Below are 15,175 nucleotides of genomic sequence, written 5' to 3'. Positions count from 1 at the left end.
GCGCGTGAGCACCTGGCCGCCAGCCCCGCCGGGTCGCTTCCCATGTCGCCGGGCGCGCGCTTAGCGCGCGCGGCCCGTTGGTCTTCGCTGTGATGTGACGTTTCGCCCGCCCCTTGCCGCCACAATTTTGCGACGATATCTCCGCATCGTGGACGCGGAATGAAACGCATGATCGAGCCGGAAAACCCGCACAGTTTTCCCGATCATGCGCCGGGCTTGCGGGCAGGACGATGGAATTCTCGACAGGGTTGAGCTGGACCAGGCTGCCGCTGCTGGCGGCCGTGTTCGTGTTGGCGTCCATGACGGTGGCACCGGCGCAGATCGTACCGATGCAGCCCGACCAGGCCGCAGCCGCGCCCGAGGAGGCCGAGGAAGCGGCCGACGTCAACGATCCCGACGTGCTCAAGGGCATCGACGTCGACAAGCTCGACTGGAGCCAGCTCAATATCGACGCCGCCACGCTCAACGAGTTGATGGCGGCGAAGAAGCGCGCGCAGGCGACCGCCAATGGCGGGCCGAACTGGTCGAACGACCGGCGCGCCAACGGCACATCGGCGGTAACGGTGAAGCAATCGGTCACCCCGTTCTGGGACACCCAGGTCGGCGCCGACATGACGGTGACGCGCGAGCCCACCACGATGTCCGAGCTTTTGGCGGAGAAGGCCGCCAATGGCGGCAGCGTGCCGCAATCCTCCGGCAGCGCCTGGGCGACGGTGACCGCGCCGGGTGCGGGCTCGATCTGGGACAAGACCGCGGTGGAAGCCCGTGTCGATCCCGGCGCCGAAAGCAGCAAGCTCGGCGCCTCGCTCAGCAAATCGGTGCCGCTGTCGGACGAGCATTCCCTGACGCTGCAGAACGGGTACAGCGTCAACCAGCAAGGCACGACGCCGATCCCGGGCATTGCCGGCCGCACCACGCGCAACTACGAGACCGACCAGTCCGCCAAGGTCACCTTCGGCGAGACCGGAACGAGCCTCGTTGCCGGCCAGACCATGTCGACCACCGATGACAAATGGCTGCGCAAGGTCGGCGCCGAGCAGAAGCTGTTCGACAACGTCACCGTCTCCGGCTCCGTCGGCGAGACCGCGCAGGGCACCACGAACAAGAGCCTGACGGCCGGGTTCAAGAAGAGCTGGTGAGGTCTTCGCCTCTCCCCGCCTGCGGGGAGAGGCCGGAATGCGCGCGGAGCGCGTCCGACTGTCGCCGAATCTGCGGAAGCAGCCCCTCACCCCAACCCTCTCCCCGTAAGAACGGGGAGAGGTCGACAACACCGCCACGGCAAAGCCGCCGAATGGTCGATCCTTGCCGCATCTACGCCCATATGCGGTCAAAATCGGACGCCCTGATGCCCTTCGCCTTACAGACGTCGTCGTGCGGGGGACACTCGCGCTGCGCTCAACGCGAACAGGGGAACAACGATGAACGCCATTCGTTCGGAAAAGATTGAATCAACTGAGACCGAGGTCGCCGACAGCAACCTCGCCGCGGTCACGGAAGTCGAGGCCGGCATCCGCGACTTCGTGCGCAACGACATCGCCTATCTGCGCCGTCCGGCCGCGGGCAGCGAGCCGGCGCTCGATGCGTCGGCGGAAGCGACCGTCACCAACGTCAACTCGCTGATCCAGCGCGTCGCCGGCACTTCGCTCGCCGAAATCGAGAACCTGATCTCCGAGCTCGAGAGCCTGCGCGATCTCCTGCATGCCGAAGGCCAGCGCGTCCAGCGCGAGATATCCGGCTACGCCCAGCTCAGCCAGGCCGCGATGAAGTCGACCCGCATGATCTCCGACAACGTCGCGCAGTGGAAGCGCGCCGCCGACGGCCTGCGCAACAGCTGATCGCAGTCCACAACGCTTTGACCGCCGCGTTCCCAAGGGAGCGCGGCGGTTTTATTTTGGGAGATGCGCGTCCCCATTGCAGGCGTCATCACCCGCGAAGGCGGGTGATCCAATATTCCAGAGGCGGCGACGAATATGGATGGGCCTCGGCGTACTGGATGCCCCTCCTTCGCGGGGCATGACGACCGAGAATGTGGCAAGCTTTGCAGCTCCCACCCGCGAAATCTTGATTTGAACTTTCCACAGTCCCGCCGCGACCAAAGCCTAGCGCCGCATTCACGGGCCCCTTTTTTTCGGGCCTTGGCAGGGGACAGTTTCAGATGGAAAGCATTCGGCCCGAGACCACGGACCCCATCCCGCTGCGCCCTGCGCCGACGCAGTTCGGCACGATCATGATCCGCTTTGTCGGGCTGCTGGTGGTCGCGATTGTGATTCTGGCGCTGGTCTACAGCCGATGAAACGGCTCGCCTCGCGCCGGCGAATGATGGGTTAATGAACCGTTAGCGATCCGCCGCGACGGTCGAGGCTTCGAGCGTATAGCCGCCATCGGCATAGCCCCGCACCACCATGCCGGCAATCAGCATCACCGCGAGCGTCGCGGTGGCGAAGATGAATCCGACCAGCTTGAGTGCGCCGCGGTCTGCCATGGTCCTCGTTCCCTGTCCTATCCCGTTGGTTCAAATAGACAGCGACAGGTTCACAATTGGTTAGCAAATCAATGGTTCCGCGAAATGCTTCGCGACGAACCGCATGGCGAGGCTTATGGCAGCGAGCGCCAATTCCGTCCATAGCGCGCGGGCAACACTTGCCGCGCATTTTGGCCGTTCAGATTGGAACTGGTCTAACCGCCCTGCCCGCGCATCGGCACAAAGGCGGTCGTGGTGATCGCGTACACCTGTTCGCCGCGCTGGTTGGTACCGGTCGTGATGCCTTGCAGGATGCCCCAGCCGGGGCGCGAGGCGGAGACGCGCTTGTCGGTGACTTCGCTGACGAAGCTCACCACATCACCTGCGAGCACCGGCTTGATCCAGCGCAGGTCGCGAAACCCTGGTGACGGCCCCCACACCGCAATCTTCTCGCCACGTGCGGCAGCTTCCCTCGCAAGGCGCTGGCCATCAGCGACGAGCAGGCTCATGCAGGCGGAGCCGACATGCCAGCCGGACGCGGCGAGCCCGCCGAACAGCGAGTTCTTGCCCTCTTCCTCGTCGAGGTGAAAACGCTGCGGATCGAATTTCGCGGCGAAGGTCTTGATGGCTTCTGCGGTGAACGTGTAGGAGCCGATCTCGCGGCGCAGGCCGATCGGTATGTCTTCGAAGAACCGCATCACTTGAGCCCTTCGCGCCGCTTGATCAGGATCGGGGAGGTCATCTCGCACAGCGCTTCGCCGCGCGAATTGCGGGCGGTGCATTTGAACTTGACGATGCCGAGTTCGGGCCGGCTCTTCGAGGCGCGCGCCTCCAACACGTCGACGTCGAGAGTCAGTTCATCGCCGGGCCTTAAAGGAGAGAGCCAGCGCACCTCGTCGACGCCGGGCGAGCCGAGCGAGGCTGCGCGGGTGATGAAGCCGTCGGCCATCATTCGCATCATCAGCGAGCAGAGATGCCAGCCCGAGCCGGACAGGCCCTTGAGCATGCTCTTGCTGGCAGCTTCCTCGTCGAGGTGCATCGGCTGCGGATCGAACTCAGCGGCAAAGGCCAAAATCTCGTCGCGGCTGACATGGCGCGGGCCGAACGTGCCGAAACGGCCGGTGGGAAAGTCTTCGAAGGTCAGGGTCATCTTGGTGAGATCAGCGGGGATGACAGATTGTGGCCGCACTTTGCGGCAATCTCAACCCGCCCGCCCGCATGGCTCGTGCTACATTCGATGCGGCAGGGCTTGCCTGCCCTGAGTCGGATGGACGCGGGTCAGGCCCGATTTGCCGGGGGAGAGAGATGTTCACATTCAGCGACCTGTTTCAGTGGGACCGCTTCATCACGCCGACCATCATCAAGACCTTCTACTGGCTGGTGATGGCGCTGATCTGCCTGTTCGGCATCTCCGGCATCTTTTCTGGGCTCGCAGCGATGGCGATCAGCCCGTTCGGCGGCTTTCTCGTGGTGCTCTCGTCGATTGCGAGCGTCATCGTCGGCATCGTGTTCTCGCGCATTGTCGCGGAGTTCATCCTGATCGTGTTCCGCATCAACGAGCATCTCGGCGCCATCCGCGACCAGGGCGGGATGCGCTGAGGCAAGCGCAGATGCGTAGGGTGGGTTAGCCGAAGGCGTAACCCACCGCTTTCATCACCGCGGGAGAAGTGGTGGGTTACGCTTCGCTAACCCGCCCTACGAGTCCCACAGAATTTACGTATTAAACCTGAAATGCATCACGTCGCCGTCGGCGACGGTGTAGTCCTTGCCCTCGAGGCGCAGCTTGCCGGCATCGCGGGCGCCGGCTTCGCCGCCCAGCGCGACATAATCGTCATAGGCGATGGTCTCGGCGCGGATGAAACCCTTCTCGAAATCGGTGTGGATGACGCCGGCCGCCGCGGGCGCCTTGGTGCCGCGATGGATGGTCCAGGCGCGCGCCTCCTTCGGTCCCACCGTGAAATAGGTGATGAGATCGAGCAGCCGGTAGCCGGCGCGGATCAGGCGATCGAGGCCGGCTTCTTCCAGCCCCAGCGTCTCCAGGAAATCGACGCGCTCTTCTCTTGACAGCGTCGCGATCTCGGACTCGATTTTGGCGGAGATGACGACGGCGACAGCGTCCTCCTTCGCGGCCTGCTCCTCGACTGCCTTGGAGAAAGCGTTGCCGGTGGCGGCCGAGCCTTCCTCGACGTTGCAGACATAGAGCACGGGCTTCGACGACAAGAGGCCGAGCATCGAGAAGGCGCGCTCTTCCTCAGCCTTGCGCTCGACGAGGCGCGCGGGCTTGCCGTCGCGCAGCAGCACGAGCGTGCGGTTGACGAGGTCGAGCTGCTCCTTGGCGTCCTTGTCGTTGCCCTTGGCCTTCTTGGTGAGGTTGTCGACGCGCTTCTCGAGGCTGTCGAGGTCGGCGAGCATCAACTCGGTCTCGATGGTCTCGATGTCGGCGAGCGGGGCGATCTTGCCCTCGACATGGGTAATGTCGGAATCTTCAAAGCAGCGCACGACATGCGCGATCGCATCGACCTCGCGGATGTTGGCCAAAAACTGGTTGCCGAGGCCTTCGCCTTTGGAAGCGCCGCGCACGAGCCCTGCGATATCGACGAAGGTCAATCGCGTCGGGATGATCTGCCCTGACTTGGCAATCGCGGCGAGCTTCTCCAGCCGCGGATCCGGCACCGCGACCTCACCGACATTCGGCTCGATGGTGCAGAACGGATAGTTCGCCGCTTGCGCCGCAGCAGTCTCCGTCAGCGCATTGAACAAGGTCGACTTGCCGACATTGGGCAACCCGACAATCCCGCATTTGAATCCCATCGTGTCCTCTAACGCAGTGCGTAGGGTGGATTAGCGAAGCGTAACCCACCAACATTTTGCCGTGACATGGTGGGTTGCGCCGAGCGGACTGCGCTTCGCGCAGCCGCGGGGCTAACCCACCCTACTCTTTGCCGTTGTCGTCCTTGGTCAAAAATCCCTTCGCCTGCATGGCGAGATGCACCTTGTTGGCGAAGGTCGCGTCCGCGCCTTTGGCGAGCAGAGCAGCGTGCTCGGCAACGGCGTCGCAGAGCGTCGTCACCCATTCGTCGTCGGCCTTGGCGAAGTCCGCCAGCACATAGCTGTGGACCATCGCCTTGACGCCGGGATGACCGATGCCGAGCCGCACCCGGCGATACTCGTTGCCGATATGCGCGGAGATCGAGCGCAGACCATTATGGCCGGCGATGCCGCCGCCGATCTTCACCCGCACCTTGCCCGGCGGCAGCTCGAGCTCGTCCTGGAACACTGTGACGTCGCCGGGCGCGATCTTGAAGAAGCTGGAGGTTTCCTGAACGCTGCGGCCCGACTCGTTCATGTAGGTCGTGGGCTTGAGCAGAATGACGCGCTCGGTCCCCAACGTGCCCTCGGAGGTCTCGCCCTGAAATCTGCGGCGCCATGGTGCAAAGGCATGACGCCGCGCGATCTCGTCGACGGCCATGAAGCCGATATTGTGCCGGTTGCGTGCGTATCTCGCGCCGGGATTGCCGAGCCCAACAAAGAGTCGCATGACGCGGCGCGCCCCTCGCCTGGCGCGCGGTCAGAAACCGCGCGCCAGCGCCGTGAGAGATTACTTCTTCTTGTCGCCGCCGGCCGGAGCCTTGGCAGCCGCTGCCGGAGCAGCACCCGCTGCGGGAGCTGCCGCGCCAGCCGCCGGAGCCGCCGCAGCCGCAGCACCCGGAGCCGCAGCACCGGCTGCAGCCGCAGCCGCCGCCTTCTGCTCTTCGGCGTAGCCGGAGGGCGGCACGATGGTCACGAGGGTTGCGTCCTCACGCGTCAGCGCCTTCACGCCGGTCGGCAGCTTGACGTCGGACAGATGCAAGGAGTGACCGATCTCGAGCGAGCCGACGTCGGCCTCGATGAACTGCGGGATGTTCTCGACACCGCATTCGAGCTCGATCGCATGAGCGACGATGTTCACCGTGCCGCCGCGCTTCACGCCGGGCGAGCCTTCCGCCTTCACGACATGCAGTGGCACGCTGATGCGGATGGTGGCGCCTTCGCCGAGACGCATGAAGTCGACATGGATCGGGAAATCCTTGACCGGGTCGAGGTGGAAGTCGCGCGGAATCACGCGGTGCTTCTTGCCCTCGAGGTCGATGTCGACAAGGGTGGTGAGGAACCGGCCGGCCAGGATGCGCTGGCGCAGTTCGCGATCGTCAACCGAGATCGGGAGCGGGGGCTGGTTGTTGCCATAGATCACTCCGGGCACTCTCCCGGCGCGACGCTCAGCCCGGGCGGCCCCCTTGCCGCTCTTCGGACGTGCGGTCGCCTTCAATTCCTTGACGGTCGCCATAACGTTAAGTCCTTGTTTTTGCAAAAGTTAATGGGCCGCAACGCGGCCCATGGTTTTCGCCGCAGCAAGCCTCCAGGGGTGCGGGGGCCGCGGACGTGGCGGGCTTTTAGCCGGAAGCCGCGGAAATGACAAGGAGAATGGGCATCCGGCCAGAACCGGTTTTGCCGTCATTCCGGGCGATCGCGCCAGCGGGCGAACCCGGAATGACGCCTGCTAGGAGGACGGCGGCGTTCCGCCTAGCCTGGTTTCCAGAGCCGCGATCCGGGCCTTCAGCGCCTCGTTCTCCTCGCGGGCGAGGCGGGCCATATCCTTGACCGCCTCGAACTCCTCGCGCTTCACGAGGTCCATGTCGCGCAGGAATTTCTCGGCCTGGGTGCGCATCACCGTATCGAACTCGCGCTTGACGCCCTGGGCGGCACCGGCGGCGTCATTCATGAGGCGTCCGATCTCGTCGAAAAACCGGTTGGTGGTCTGTGTCATGGCGATCTCCGGATGCCTTTGCGCGAACCTTGAGCTTGGGAAGACAATGGCAATCCGGACCGGGCCGATCAAGGGCCCATACGCGCCTGAGCCGTCCTTGTCATGCCCTGGTTTCCTTGCAATCGTATTGATCGGCCGGGCATAACAAGAATCAGAAAGCGAAGCACGAGACCATGATCGACCAGCAGATCGAGATCCCGACCAAGGACGGCTCGACCACCACCTTCATCACCCATCCCGAGCGCGGCGGCCCGTTTCCCGTCATCATCTTCTACATGGATGCGCCGGCGATCCGCGAGGAGCTGCGCGACATGGCGCGCCGGCTCGGTACGTCCGGCTACTACGTGATGCTGCCGAACCTCTATTACCGCTCCGGCGTGATGGAGATCGGACCGGTGCCACCGGACCCGAATGCGCCGGAGCGCAAGCGCATGTACGAGCTGATGAACTCGATCAACATTCCCCTGATCATGGACGATACGCGCGCCCTGCTCGCCTATGCCGAGGGCCAGGCGGCCGCCAACACCAGGCTGGTCGGCACCGTCGGCTATTGCATGAGCGGCCGTTACGCCATCAACGCCGCCACGCATTTTGCCGATCGTGTGAAGGCTGCGGCCTCGATCTACGGCACGCATCTGGCGACGGAGGAATCCAATAGCCCGCATCTCGCGGCGAGCAAGACCAAAGCCGAGCTCTATTTCGCCTGCGCCGAGACCGACATCTACGCGCCGCAGGAGATCATCGACAAAGTAAAGGCAGCCATGGAAGGCGCCAAGGCCGAGGTCGAGATCTATCCCGGCACCCATCACGGCTTCGCCTTCCCCAAGCGCCCGGTCTATCACCGCGACGCCGCCGAGCGGCACTGGGAACGCCTGTTGGCGCTCTATCGCCGCAATCTTGTCTAGAACCTTGGCGCGATGCCGCTTCTTCTGATCAACTTCCCCTCCTTCGACCCGATCGCGATTGCAATCGGGCCGTTCGCCATCCGCTGGTATGCGCTCGCCTATATCGGCGGGATCGTGATCGGCTGGATCTACGCCCGCGCGCTGGTCAAGACCGACAGGCTGTGGAGCGGGCCCGCGCCGATCTCGCTGGTCCAGCTCGACGATTTCATCCTCTGGGTTACGCTCGGGATCATCCTAGGCGGCCGCACCGGCTACGTGCTGTTCTACAACCTGCCTTTCTTCATCGAGCACCCCTCGGAGATTCTCAAATTGTGGGAAGGCGGCATGTCCTTCCACGGCGGCTTCCTGGGCTGCGTCGTTGCGGTGATGTGGTTTGCGCGCCGGAACGGCATTTCGATCCTGTCGCTCGGCGACATCACGACCGCCGTGGGGCCGATCGGCCTGTTCCTGGGGCGGCTCGCCAATTTCATCAATGGCGAGCTGTGGGGCCGCGCCGCCGATCCGAGCCTGCCCTGGGCAATGATCTTTCCGACCGGCGGCAACGTCCCGCGCCATCCGAGCCAGCTCTATGAAGCCGGCATGGAAGGCATTCTGCTGTTCACCGTGCTCGCCGTGATGATCCGCTTCGGCGCCTTGAAGCGGCCGGGAATGATCCTCGGCAGCTTCATCCTGATCTACGGCCTGACCCGGATCATCGGCGAGCATTTTCGCGAGCCGGACGCGCAACTCGGATTTTTGTGGGGCGGGTTAACCATGGGCATGCTGTTGTCGATCCCCATGCTTATCGTCGGCGCCATACTTATTGTATTTGCAGTGCGGCGCGGTGCGCCCGAACCGCTCGAGGCCATTCGTTAATTCATTTCGAGAAGACAGGCTGTGACCGACTCGCCGCTGCTGAACGAGATCAAGGCCCTGATCAAATCCTCCGGCCCCATGCCGGTGTGGAGGTACATGGAGCTGTGCCTGATGCATCCGCGTCACGGCTACTACATCTCGCGCGATCCGCTCGGGCGTGAAGGCGACTTCACCACCGCGCCGGAAGTCAGCCAGATGTTCGGCGAGCTCCTGGGGCTGTGGACGGCATCGGTGTGGAAGCAGATGGGCTCGCCGCAGCTGTTGCGGCTGATCGAGCTCGGCCCCGGCCGCGGCACGATGATGGCGGACGCGCTACGCGCGCTGCGGGTGCTGCCGCCGCTCTACCAGGCACTCCAGGTCCACATGGTCGAAATCAATCCGGTGCTGCGCGAGCGGCAGAAGGCGACACTGTCGGGTGTGCGCAACATCAGCTGGCACGACACGATCGACGACGTGCCCGAAGGCCCCTCGATCATTCTCACCAACGAGTATTTCGACGTGCTGCCGATCCACCAGATGGTGAAGCGCGAAAACGGCTGGCACGAGCGCGTCGTCGACATTGATGCGAACGGCAAGCTCCAGTTCGGCGCCGCCGCTGATCCGACCCCGCGTTTCGACGTGCTGCTGCCGCCTTTGGTGCGGGCGGCGCCGGTTGGTGCGGTGTTCGAATGGCGGCCGGATGCCGAGATCATGAAGCTCGCAAGCCGCGTGCGCGACCAGGACGGCGCGGCGCTGATCATCGATTACGGCCACTTGCGCAGCGATGCCGGCGATACCTTCCAGGCGATCGCGCGCCACACCTTTGCCGATCCCCTGAAGGCGCCGGGCCAGGCCGACGTCACCGCCCATGTCGACTTCCAGGCGCTGTCGCGTGCCGCCGAGGACGTTGGCGCCCGCGTCCATGGACCGGTGACGCAGGGCGAGTTCTTGAAGCGCCTCGGCGTCGACACTCGCGCGGCAGCACTGATGCAGAAGGCGACGCCAGAAGTCGCCACCGACATCGCCACAGCGCTGAAGCGACTGACCGATACGGGCCGCGGCGGCATGGGCTCGATGTTCAAGGTGCTCGCCATCTCCGAGCCGCGGCTCACCTCGCTCGCGGCCCTGAGCGACCATGTTGAAGAAGGCGACGACGCGTCATGACTCTCGGCTCCTCGCTGCTCTCGGCCGTACCCGGCCTGCGCCACGCCTTCTTCACCCGCGAGGGCGGCGTCTCCAGCGGGATCTATGCCGCGCTCAACGGCGGGCTCGGCTCCAATGACGATCCGGCACTCGTCGCGGAAAACCGCCGCCGCATGGCCGAGCATGTTGGCGTTCGGCCTGAGCGTTTCATCAGCCTGCACCAGATCCACTCGCCCGACGTGCTCGTCGCCGACGGCGCCTGGCCAAGCGGTCCGCGGCCGAAGGGCGATGCGCTCGTCACCCGCACGCCCGGCCTTGCGCTCGGCGTCTCCACAGCGGATTGCGGGCCGGTGCTGTTCGTCGACCCGAACGCGCGGGTGATCGGCGGGGCACATGCCGGCTGGAAGGGCGCGCTGACGGGTGTGCTGGAGTCCACGATCTCGGCGATGGAAAAGTTAGGCGCCGAGCGCGGCCGCATCATCGCCGCGATCGGCCCTCTGATCCGCCAGGAAAGCTACGAGGTCGGCAACGAGTTCGTCGCGCGCTTCATCGAGGCGGACGCGAATAACGCGGTGTTCTTCATTCCATCCGTGCGCGAGGGCCATGCGATGTTCGATCTCGCCGGCTTCATCCGCATGCGACTGGAGGCCGCCGGCATCCTGATGATCGACGACCTCGGCCTCGACACTTATGCCGACGAGCGCTTCTTCAGCTACCGCCGCTCCGTGCACCGCAAGGAGCCGGACTACGGCCGCCACATCCACGCGATCGCGCTCGAAGCGTGAACACAACAGCAAGACTTTGATTTCCGTCATTCCGGGGCGGCTCGAAGAGCCGAACCACGAATCTCGCGCCACAACCTCCAGATTCCGGGCTCTCGCTACGCGAGCCCCGGAATGACTGCATTTGGGACTGTGGCTCCCCTGCCCTAGACCTTAACGCATTTTAACGATATCGCTGCCCTCCATAATGAGGGAAGCGTCATCATTCTTGCGCCGCGCGGGCACGCGCGTGCTGGTGGCCATGCTGCTGGCGGCATCGTGCGCACTTGGCGGCTGCGCCGGCGGCGGGGCGGCGAGCAACTCCTATGCGATGGCGCCGCCGAGCGGCGGCAGCGGGACGACGGTGGCCTTCGAATCGATCGATGGGCCGCCGCCGCAGGTGTTCGACCGCATGGTCGGCGTGCTCGACAGCGAATCGAAGCTGCGCAGCCTGACGGTGGTCTCGCGCGAGGGCACCGCTGCCTACCGTGTGCGCAGCTATCTCTCGGCTCAGGTCGTCCGCGGCAAGACCATGATCGCCTGGGTCTGGGACGTCTATGACGCCAACCAGCAGCGGGCGCTGCGCCTGTCCGGTGAGGAACCTGGCGGAAAGGGCGGCCGCGACCCCTGGTCGGCCGCCGACGACATGGTCCTCCGGAAGATCGCGCAGGCCGGATTCAGCGGACTTTCCAACATGATCAACGCAACGCCGGATGCGCCGAGCTCCGTTCCCGGCTTGCGGGGACCGGCAGTGGCAAGCGTGATGCCCGGCTCGCCCGCGCCCGACATGCCGGCTGCGGCACTCGGCTATGCCGAGCGATAACCAGCGCTAAACCACAGCCCCAATACCCAGCCAAACTGTTGGCCCGACTCAGGATTTTCGCAGGGAAAACGTAGCATCCCGGGTTGCCAGTGCGGCCTTGGGCCTGATATTTGCTCGCCCGTCGAAACCGTGCTCCATGGGTATCCGAGATGTTGAACGTCGTGTCCAGCAAGGCGCGGGAGGAAGCGACCATGTCGGCCAAAAACGGCTCAATCAAGCTGGTTGCCGGCAATTCCAATCCGGCGCTCGCGCAAGCGATCGCGCAAGGTCTGGACCTGCCGCTGACGAAAGCGGTCGTGCGGCGCTTCGCCGACATGGAGATCTTCGTCGAGATCCAGGAGAACGTCCGCGGCTCGGACGCCTTCATCATCCAATCGACCTCGTTCCCCGCGAACGACCATCTGATGGAACTCCTGATCATCACCGACGCGCTGCGCCGGTCGTCGGCGCGCCGCATCACCGCGGTGCTGCCCTATTTCGGCTACGCGCGGCAGGATCGTAAATCGGGATCGCGCACTCCGATCTCTGCAAAGCTCGTCGCCAACCTGATCACGCAGGCCGGCGTCGACCGCGTCATGACGCTCGACCTGCATGCCGGCCAGATCCAGGGCTTCTTCGACATTCCGACTGACAATCTCTACGCTGCGCCGCTGATGGTGCGCGACATCAAGGAGAAGTTCGACCTCTCCAAGGTGATGGTGATCTCCCCCGACGTCGGCGGCGTGGCGCGCGCGCGTGGGCTTGCGAAGCGCATCAACACCCCGCTAGCGATCGTCGACAAGCGGCGCGAGCGTCCCGGCGAGTCCGAGGTCATGAACGTGATCGGCGACGTTGCCGGCTACACCTGCATCCTGGTCGACGACATCGTCGATTCCGGCGGCACGCTCGTGAACGCCGCCGATGCGCTGATCGCCAAGGGCGCCAAGGACGTCTATGCCTATATCACTCACGGCGTCCTGTCAGGCGGCGCCGCCGCCCGTATCACCAATTCGAGGCTGAAAGAGCTCGTCATCACCGACTCGATCCTGCCGACCGATGCGGTGATCAAGGCGCCGAACATCCGCGCGCTGCCGATCGCCAGCCTGATCTCGGATGCGATCGCGCGCACGGCGTCGGAAGAATCGGTGTCGAGCCTGTTCGACTGATTTAAATTCCCGGTGCCCTAGGGTGGGTAAAGGCGCGACGCGCCGTGCCCACCTTTTTCTTTGCGGCGCAAACGGTGGGCACGCTTCGCTTTGCCCACCCTATGATCGGCGCGCTCTGACGCGCTGCAGCACGCCTCGCAGCTCTGCGGGTTGTTGCGGGCAGCGGCCCGTGACATCATCCAGATACCGAGTCATCGCTGCCTTCTGGATGCCTGATGCCACGCCGGAAATTTGCTTGGGAAAAGCTGTCGGATGAGCAGTTGCTCGAACTACGCCTGAGCAGTTTGAGGGTGACGGTCGAAGGCACCTGGCTCGAGGATTGTGTCAGCACGCTTCACGAGGAACTCGAAGAGCGGGGCATCCGGCTGCGGCCACACACATGGATATCAAGCGAATGGTTTAGCCCGGCAGATGTGCCAGGCATCGCCGTCCCGTTCTATCTCGCACATCCGCGGCTGATGAAGCTCGAGAAGAAAATGATGTTCGACGTCGAGGGCGGAACCTGGCGCGAATGCATGGCCATCCTCCGACACGAGGCCGGCCATGCCGTGCAGCACGGCTACCAGCTGCAGCGGCGCCGGCGTTGGCAGCAGCTGTTCGGTCCCTCATCGAAACACTACCCGCGCTACTACCGACCCAATCCCGCCAGCCGGCGTTACGTCCAGCATCTTAGGCTCTGGTACGCGCAGAGCCATCCGGACGAGGATTTCGCCGAAACTTTTGCGGTGTGGCTGCGGCCGCGTTCGAACTGGCGGACGCGATATGCCGGTTGGCCGGCGTTGAAGAAGCTCGAATATGTCGACGAGCTGATGGGCGAGATCGCGGGACAGCGACCGGCGATCACGACGCGGGAGCGCGTCGATCCATTGAGTCAGCTCAGCCAGACGCTCGAGGACCACTACAAGAAGAAGCAGGCGTTCTACGCCTTCACGCCGCCGAAGACCTACGACCGCGACCTCCGAAGGCTCTTTTCCGCCGCCTCACGGCATCAACGGTCAAAGCCGGCTTCGGTCCTGATCAGGCGGCACCGCGCAAAAATCAGGCAATTGGTAGCGCGATGGACCGGCGAGAACCAGCTTACGCTCGACGCCGTGCTTGACGACATGATCTCCCGCTGCCGCGAGCTAGATCTGCGTGCCGTTGGCCCTGAACAGAAGCTCGTTCTCGACTTCACCGTGCTCGTCACCGCCAAGACCATGCACGCGCTGTTCGGCCCATCACGACGCAAATGGATCGCGCTATGAGACGCCTCCGTATTCTCGTGCTCATGCATCCGGATTTCGTGCCTCCGGACTCGACCGACGGATACACCGCGCAGCAGATCAATGAATGGAAAACAGAATACGACGTCGTGAGCACCCTGCGCGCGGCCGGTCATGACGTTCGTCCACTCGGCGCGCAGGAGGAAATCAAGCCGGTGCGCGACGCGATCGAGGACTTCAAGCCGCACGTGGTTTTCACCTTGCTGGAGGAGTTCCACTACAACGTCGCATATGACCAGCACATCGCGAGCTATCTCGAGCTGATGAAGGTCGCCTATACCGGATGCAACCCGCGCGGCCTGATCCTGGCGCGCGGTAAGGACCTTTCCAAGACGCTGGTGCACCATCGCCGGATCGCGGTGCCGGCCTTCGCCGTTTTCCCGATGCGCCGCAAGGTCAAACGGCCACCGCGCCTCGCGCTGCCGCTGATCGTCAAGAGCCTCAACCTGGATGGATCCTTCGGGATCTCTCAGGCATCGATCGTCGATACCGACGAGAAGCTCGCCGAGCGGGTCGCCTTCATCCACGATCGGAGCGAGACCGCCGCCATCGCCGAGCAGTTTATCGAGGGACGGGAGCTCTATGTCGGCGTGCTCGGCAACAACCGCCTGCGCGTTTTACCGGTTTGGGAATTGAAATTCGGCAGCATGGGCGGTCACAGGTCACGGCACATCGCCACCGAGAAGGCCAAGCACGATCCAGATTATCAGGAGCGCGTCGGAATCGTCGACGGGCCAGCGAAAGACCTGGCGCCCGAGGTCACCGCACGCATTCAGCGAACTGCGAAACGCGTCTATCGGGCGCTTGGACTCGACGGATACGCGCGCATCGATTTTCGTCTCTCCGCCGACGGCACGCCGTATTTCATCGAAGCAAACCCAAATCCCGAAATCGCGAAGAGCCAAGAGTTCGCCACGGCAGCTCAGCACGACGGGCTCAAATATCCGGATCTCCTGGAGCGCATCCTGACTCTCGGGATAAGTCGTGCCAAGGCAGGCGTATCCCTGGGTTGATCCTTGCGGGGCGAGTCCGGAATC

The 15,175-nt window shown here is 64.1% G+C and carries 19 protein-coding genes; 12 read left to right on the top strand and 7 right to left on the bottom strand.

The features are described from left to right. Positions 1-230 precede the first annotated feature (230 nt). The 3 genes from YUU_RS0114945 (at position 231) to YUU_RS60220 (ending at position 2,293) form a co-directional block, all read left to right on the top strand. Positions 231-1,139 carry a hypothetical protein gene (locus YUU_RS0114945; RefSeq protein ID WP_027523112.1) on the top strand — a complete coding sequence of 303 codons (909 nt, stop codon included), beginning with the start codon at positions 231-233 and terminating at the stop codon, positions 1,137-1,139. Positions 1,140-1,418: 279 nt separating this feature from the next. Further along, positions 1,419-1,835, top strand: a complete 417-nt coding sequence (locus YUU_RS0114940; protein WP_027523111.1) for a hypothetical protein — start codon at positions 1,419-1,421, stop codon at positions 1,833-1,835. Positions 1,836-2,155: 320 nt separating this feature from the next. After that, on the top strand, positions 2,156-2,293 hold the full coding sequence (locus YUU_RS60220) for a hypothetical protein (protein WP_198031757.1): 138 nt from the start codon (positions 2,156-2,158) through the stop codon (positions 2,291-2,293). A 42-nt stretch (positions 2,294-2,335) separates the two neighbouring features. Here the strand turns inward: YUU_RS60220 and YUU_RS60215 are convergent, their stop codons facing one another. The 3 genes from YUU_RS60215 to YUU_RS0114920 all read right to left on the bottom strand — a co-directional run bounded on the left by YUU_RS60215 (position 2,336) and on the right by YUU_RS0114920 (position 3,611). After that, positions 2,336-2,482: a hypothetical protein gene (locus tag YUU_RS60215; protein WP_027523110.1), complete on the bottom strand. Its 147-nt coding sequence runs from the start codon at positions 2,480-2,482 to the stop codon at positions 2,336-2,338. Positions 2,483-2,676: 194 nt separating this feature from the next. Then, positions 2,677-3,159, bottom strand: a complete 483-nt coding sequence (locus YUU_RS0114925; RefSeq protein WP_027523109.1) for a MaoC family dehydratase — start codon at positions 3,157-3,159, stop codon at positions 2,677-2,679. Further along, positions 3,159-3,611, bottom strand: a complete 453-nt coding sequence (locus tag YUU_RS0114920) for a MaoC family dehydratase (protein WP_027523108.1) — start codon at positions 3,609-3,611, stop codon at positions 3,159-3,161. Before YUU_RS0114920 ends, YUU_RS0114925 begins: the two co-directional genes overlap by 1 nt. A gap of 155 nt (positions 3,612-3,766) precedes the next feature. Between YUU_RS0114920 and YUU_RS0114915 the strand changes: the two genes are divergently transcribed. After that, positions 3,767-4,060: a DUF4282 domain-containing protein gene (locus YUU_RS0114915; protein ID WP_027523107.1), complete on the top strand. Its 294-nt coding sequence runs from the start codon at positions 3,767-3,769 to the stop codon at positions 4,058-4,060. A gap of 114 nt (positions 4,061-4,174) precedes the next feature. Here YUU_RS0114915 and ychF read toward each other — a convergent pair whose 3' ends face one another. The 4 genes from ychF to YUU_RS0114895 all read right to left on the bottom strand — a co-directional run bounded on the left by ychF (position 4,175) and on the right by YUU_RS0114895 (position 7,265). Further along, positions 4,175-5,272 carry a redox-regulated ATPase YchF gene (gene ychF / locus YUU_RS0114910; protein WP_027523106.1) on the bottom strand — a complete coding sequence of 366 codons (1,098 nt, stop codon included), beginning with the start codon at positions 5,270-5,272 and terminating at the stop codon, positions 4,175-4,177. 121 nt (positions 5,273-5,393) lie between these two features. Next, positions 5,394-5,999: an aminoacyl-tRNA hydrolase gene (gene pth, locus YUU_RS0114905; RefSeq protein WP_027523105.1), complete on the bottom strand. Its 606-nt coding sequence runs from the start codon at positions 5,997-5,999 to the stop codon at positions 5,394-5,396. A 60-nt stretch (positions 6,000-6,059) separates the two neighbouring features. Beyond that, complete coding sequence (locus YUU_RS0114900; RefSeq protein ID WP_027523104.1) at positions 6,060-6,785, bottom strand: 50S ribosomal protein L25/general stress protein Ctc; 726 nt, start codon at positions 6,783-6,785, stop codon at positions 6,060-6,062. Between the two features lie 213 nt (positions 6,786-6,998). Beyond that, on the bottom strand, positions 6,999-7,265 hold the full coding sequence (locus YUU_RS0114895; protein WP_027523103.1) for an accessory factor UbiK family protein: 267 nt from the start codon (positions 7,263-7,265) through the stop codon (positions 6,999-7,001). A 173-nt stretch (positions 7,266-7,438) separates the two neighbouring features. On the opposite strand from YUU_RS0114895, the gene YUU_RS0114890 reads away from it, so the two are divergent. From YUU_RS0114890 to YUU_RS0114855, 8 genes are all read left to right on the top strand, one after another. Further along, positions 7,439-8,170, top strand: coding sequence for a dienelactone hydrolase family protein (locus YUU_RS0114890; RefSeq protein ID WP_027523102.1), 732 nt, complete (start codon positions 7,439-7,441; stop codon positions 8,168-8,170). 12 nt (positions 8,171-8,182) lie between these two features. Beyond that, on the top strand, positions 8,183-9,025 hold the full coding sequence (gene lgt / locus YUU_RS0114885; protein ID WP_027523101.1) for a prolipoprotein diacylglyceryl transferase: 843 nt from the start codon (positions 8,183-8,185) through the stop codon (positions 9,023-9,025). Between the two features lie 21 nt (positions 9,026-9,046). After that, positions 9,047-10,168: a class I SAM-dependent methyltransferase gene (locus tag YUU_RS0114880; protein WP_027523100.1), complete on the top strand. Its 1,122-nt coding sequence runs from the start codon at positions 9,047-9,049 to the stop codon at positions 10,166-10,168. After that, complete coding sequence (gene pgeF, locus YUU_RS0114875; RefSeq protein WP_027523099.1) at positions 10,165-10,932, top strand: peptidoglycan editing factor PgeF; 768 nt, start codon at positions 10,165-10,167, stop codon at positions 10,930-10,932. Before YUU_RS0114880 ends, pgeF begins: the two co-directional genes overlap by 4 nt. Before the next feature lie 184 nt (positions 10,933-11,116). Then, positions 11,117-11,731 carry a hypothetical protein gene (locus YUU_RS0114870; RefSeq protein WP_027523098.1) on the top strand — a complete coding sequence of 205 codons (615 nt, stop codon included), beginning with the start codon at positions 11,117-11,119 and terminating at the stop codon, positions 11,729-11,731. Positions 11,732-11,922: 191 nt separating this feature from the next. Then, complete coding sequence (locus YUU_RS0114865; RefSeq protein ID WP_027523097.1) at positions 11,923-12,876, top strand: ribose-phosphate pyrophosphokinase; 954 nt, start codon at positions 11,923-11,925, stop codon at positions 12,874-12,876. Between the two features lie 215 nt (positions 12,877-13,091). Continuing rightward, complete coding sequence (locus YUU_RS0114860) at positions 13,092-14,120, top strand: putative zinc-binding metallopeptidase (protein ID WP_027523096.1); 1,029 nt, start codon at positions 13,092-13,094, stop codon at positions 14,118-14,120. Then, entirely contained in the window at positions 14,117-15,151 is a 1,035-nt protein-coding gene (locus YUU_RS0114855; protein ID WP_027523095.1) for an ATP-grasp domain-containing protein, read from the top strand. The genes YUU_RS0114860 and YUU_RS0114855 overlap by 4 nt, the downstream gene beginning before the upstream one ends. The last annotated feature ends 24 nt before the right edge of the window (positions 15,152-15,175 follow it).

The organism is Bradyrhizobium sp. Ec3.3 (assembly GCF_000472925.1).
Taxonomy (GTDB): Bacteria; Pseudomonadota; Alphaproteobacteria; order Rhizobiales; family Xanthobacteraceae; genus Bradyrhizobium.
Note: the sequence above shows the minus strand (reverse complement) of the source record. Positions and strands in the feature narration are given on the sequence as shown.

Coding starts and splice junctions, on each gene's coding strand:
- YUU_RS0114945 (WP_027523112.1), top strand. CDS start 231: ATGGAATTCTCGACAGGGTTGAGCTGGACCAGGCTGCCGCTGCTGGCG.
- YUU_RS0114940 (WP_027523111.1), top strand. CDS start 1,419: ATGAACGCCATTCGTTCGGAAAAGATTGAATCAACTGAGACCGAGGTC.
- YUU_RS60220 (WP_198031757.1), top strand. CDS start 2,156: ATGGAAAGCATTCGGCCCGAGACCACGGACCCCATCCCGCTGCGCCCT.
- YUU_RS60215 (WP_027523110.1), bottom strand. CDS start 2,482: ATGGCAGACCGCGGCGCACTCAAGCTGGTCGGATTCATCTTCGCCACC.
- YUU_RS0114925 (WP_027523109.1), bottom strand. CDS start 3,159: ATGCGGTTCTTCGAAGACATACCGATCGGCCTGCGCCGCGAGATCGGC.
- YUU_RS0114920 (WP_027523108.1), bottom strand. CDS start 3,611: ATGACCCTGACCTTCGAAGACTTTCCCACCGGCCGTTTCGGCACGTTC.
- YUU_RS0114915 (WP_027523107.1), top strand. CDS start 3,767: ATGTTCACATTCAGCGACCTGTTTCAGTGGGACCGCTTCATCACGCCG.
- ychF (WP_027523106.1), bottom strand. CDS start 5,272: ATGGGATTCAAATGCGGGATTGTCGGGTTGCCCAATGTCGGCAAGTCG.
- pth (WP_027523105.1), bottom strand. CDS start 5,999: ATGCGACTCTTTGTTGGGCTCGGCAATCCCGGCGCGAGATACGCACGC.
- YUU_RS0114900 (WP_027523104.1), bottom strand. CDS start 6,785: ATGGCGACCGTCAAGGAATTGAAGGCGACCGCACGTCCGAAGAGCGGC.
- YUU_RS0114895 (WP_027523103.1), bottom strand. CDS start 7,265: ATGACACAGACCACCAACCGGTTTTTCGACGAGATCGGACGCCTCATG.
- YUU_RS0114890 (WP_027523102.1), top strand. CDS start 7,439: ATGATCGACCAGCAGATCGAGATCCCGACCAAGGACGGCTCGACCACC.
- lgt (WP_027523101.1), top strand. CDS start 8,183: ATGCCGCTTCTTCTGATCAACTTCCCCTCCTTCGACCCGATCGCGATT.
- pgeF (WP_027523099.1), top strand. CDS start 10,165: ATGACTCTCGGCTCCTCGCTGCTCTCGGCCGTACCCGGCCTGCGCCAC.
- YUU_RS0114870 (WP_027523098.1), top strand. CDS start 11,117: ATGAGGGAAGCGTCATCATTCTTGCGCCGCGCGGGCACGCGCGTGCTG.
- YUU_RS0114865 (WP_027523097.1), top strand. CDS start 11,923: ATGTCGGCCAAAAACGGCTCAATCAAGCTGGTTGCCGGCAATTCCAAT.
- YUU_RS0114860 (WP_027523096.1), top strand. CDS start 13,092: ATGCCACGCCGGAAATTTGCTTGGGAAAAGCTGTCGGATGAGCAGTTG.
- YUU_RS0114855 (WP_027523095.1), top strand. CDS start 14,117: ATGAGACGCCTCCGTATTCTCGTGCTCATGCATCCGGATTTCGTGCCT.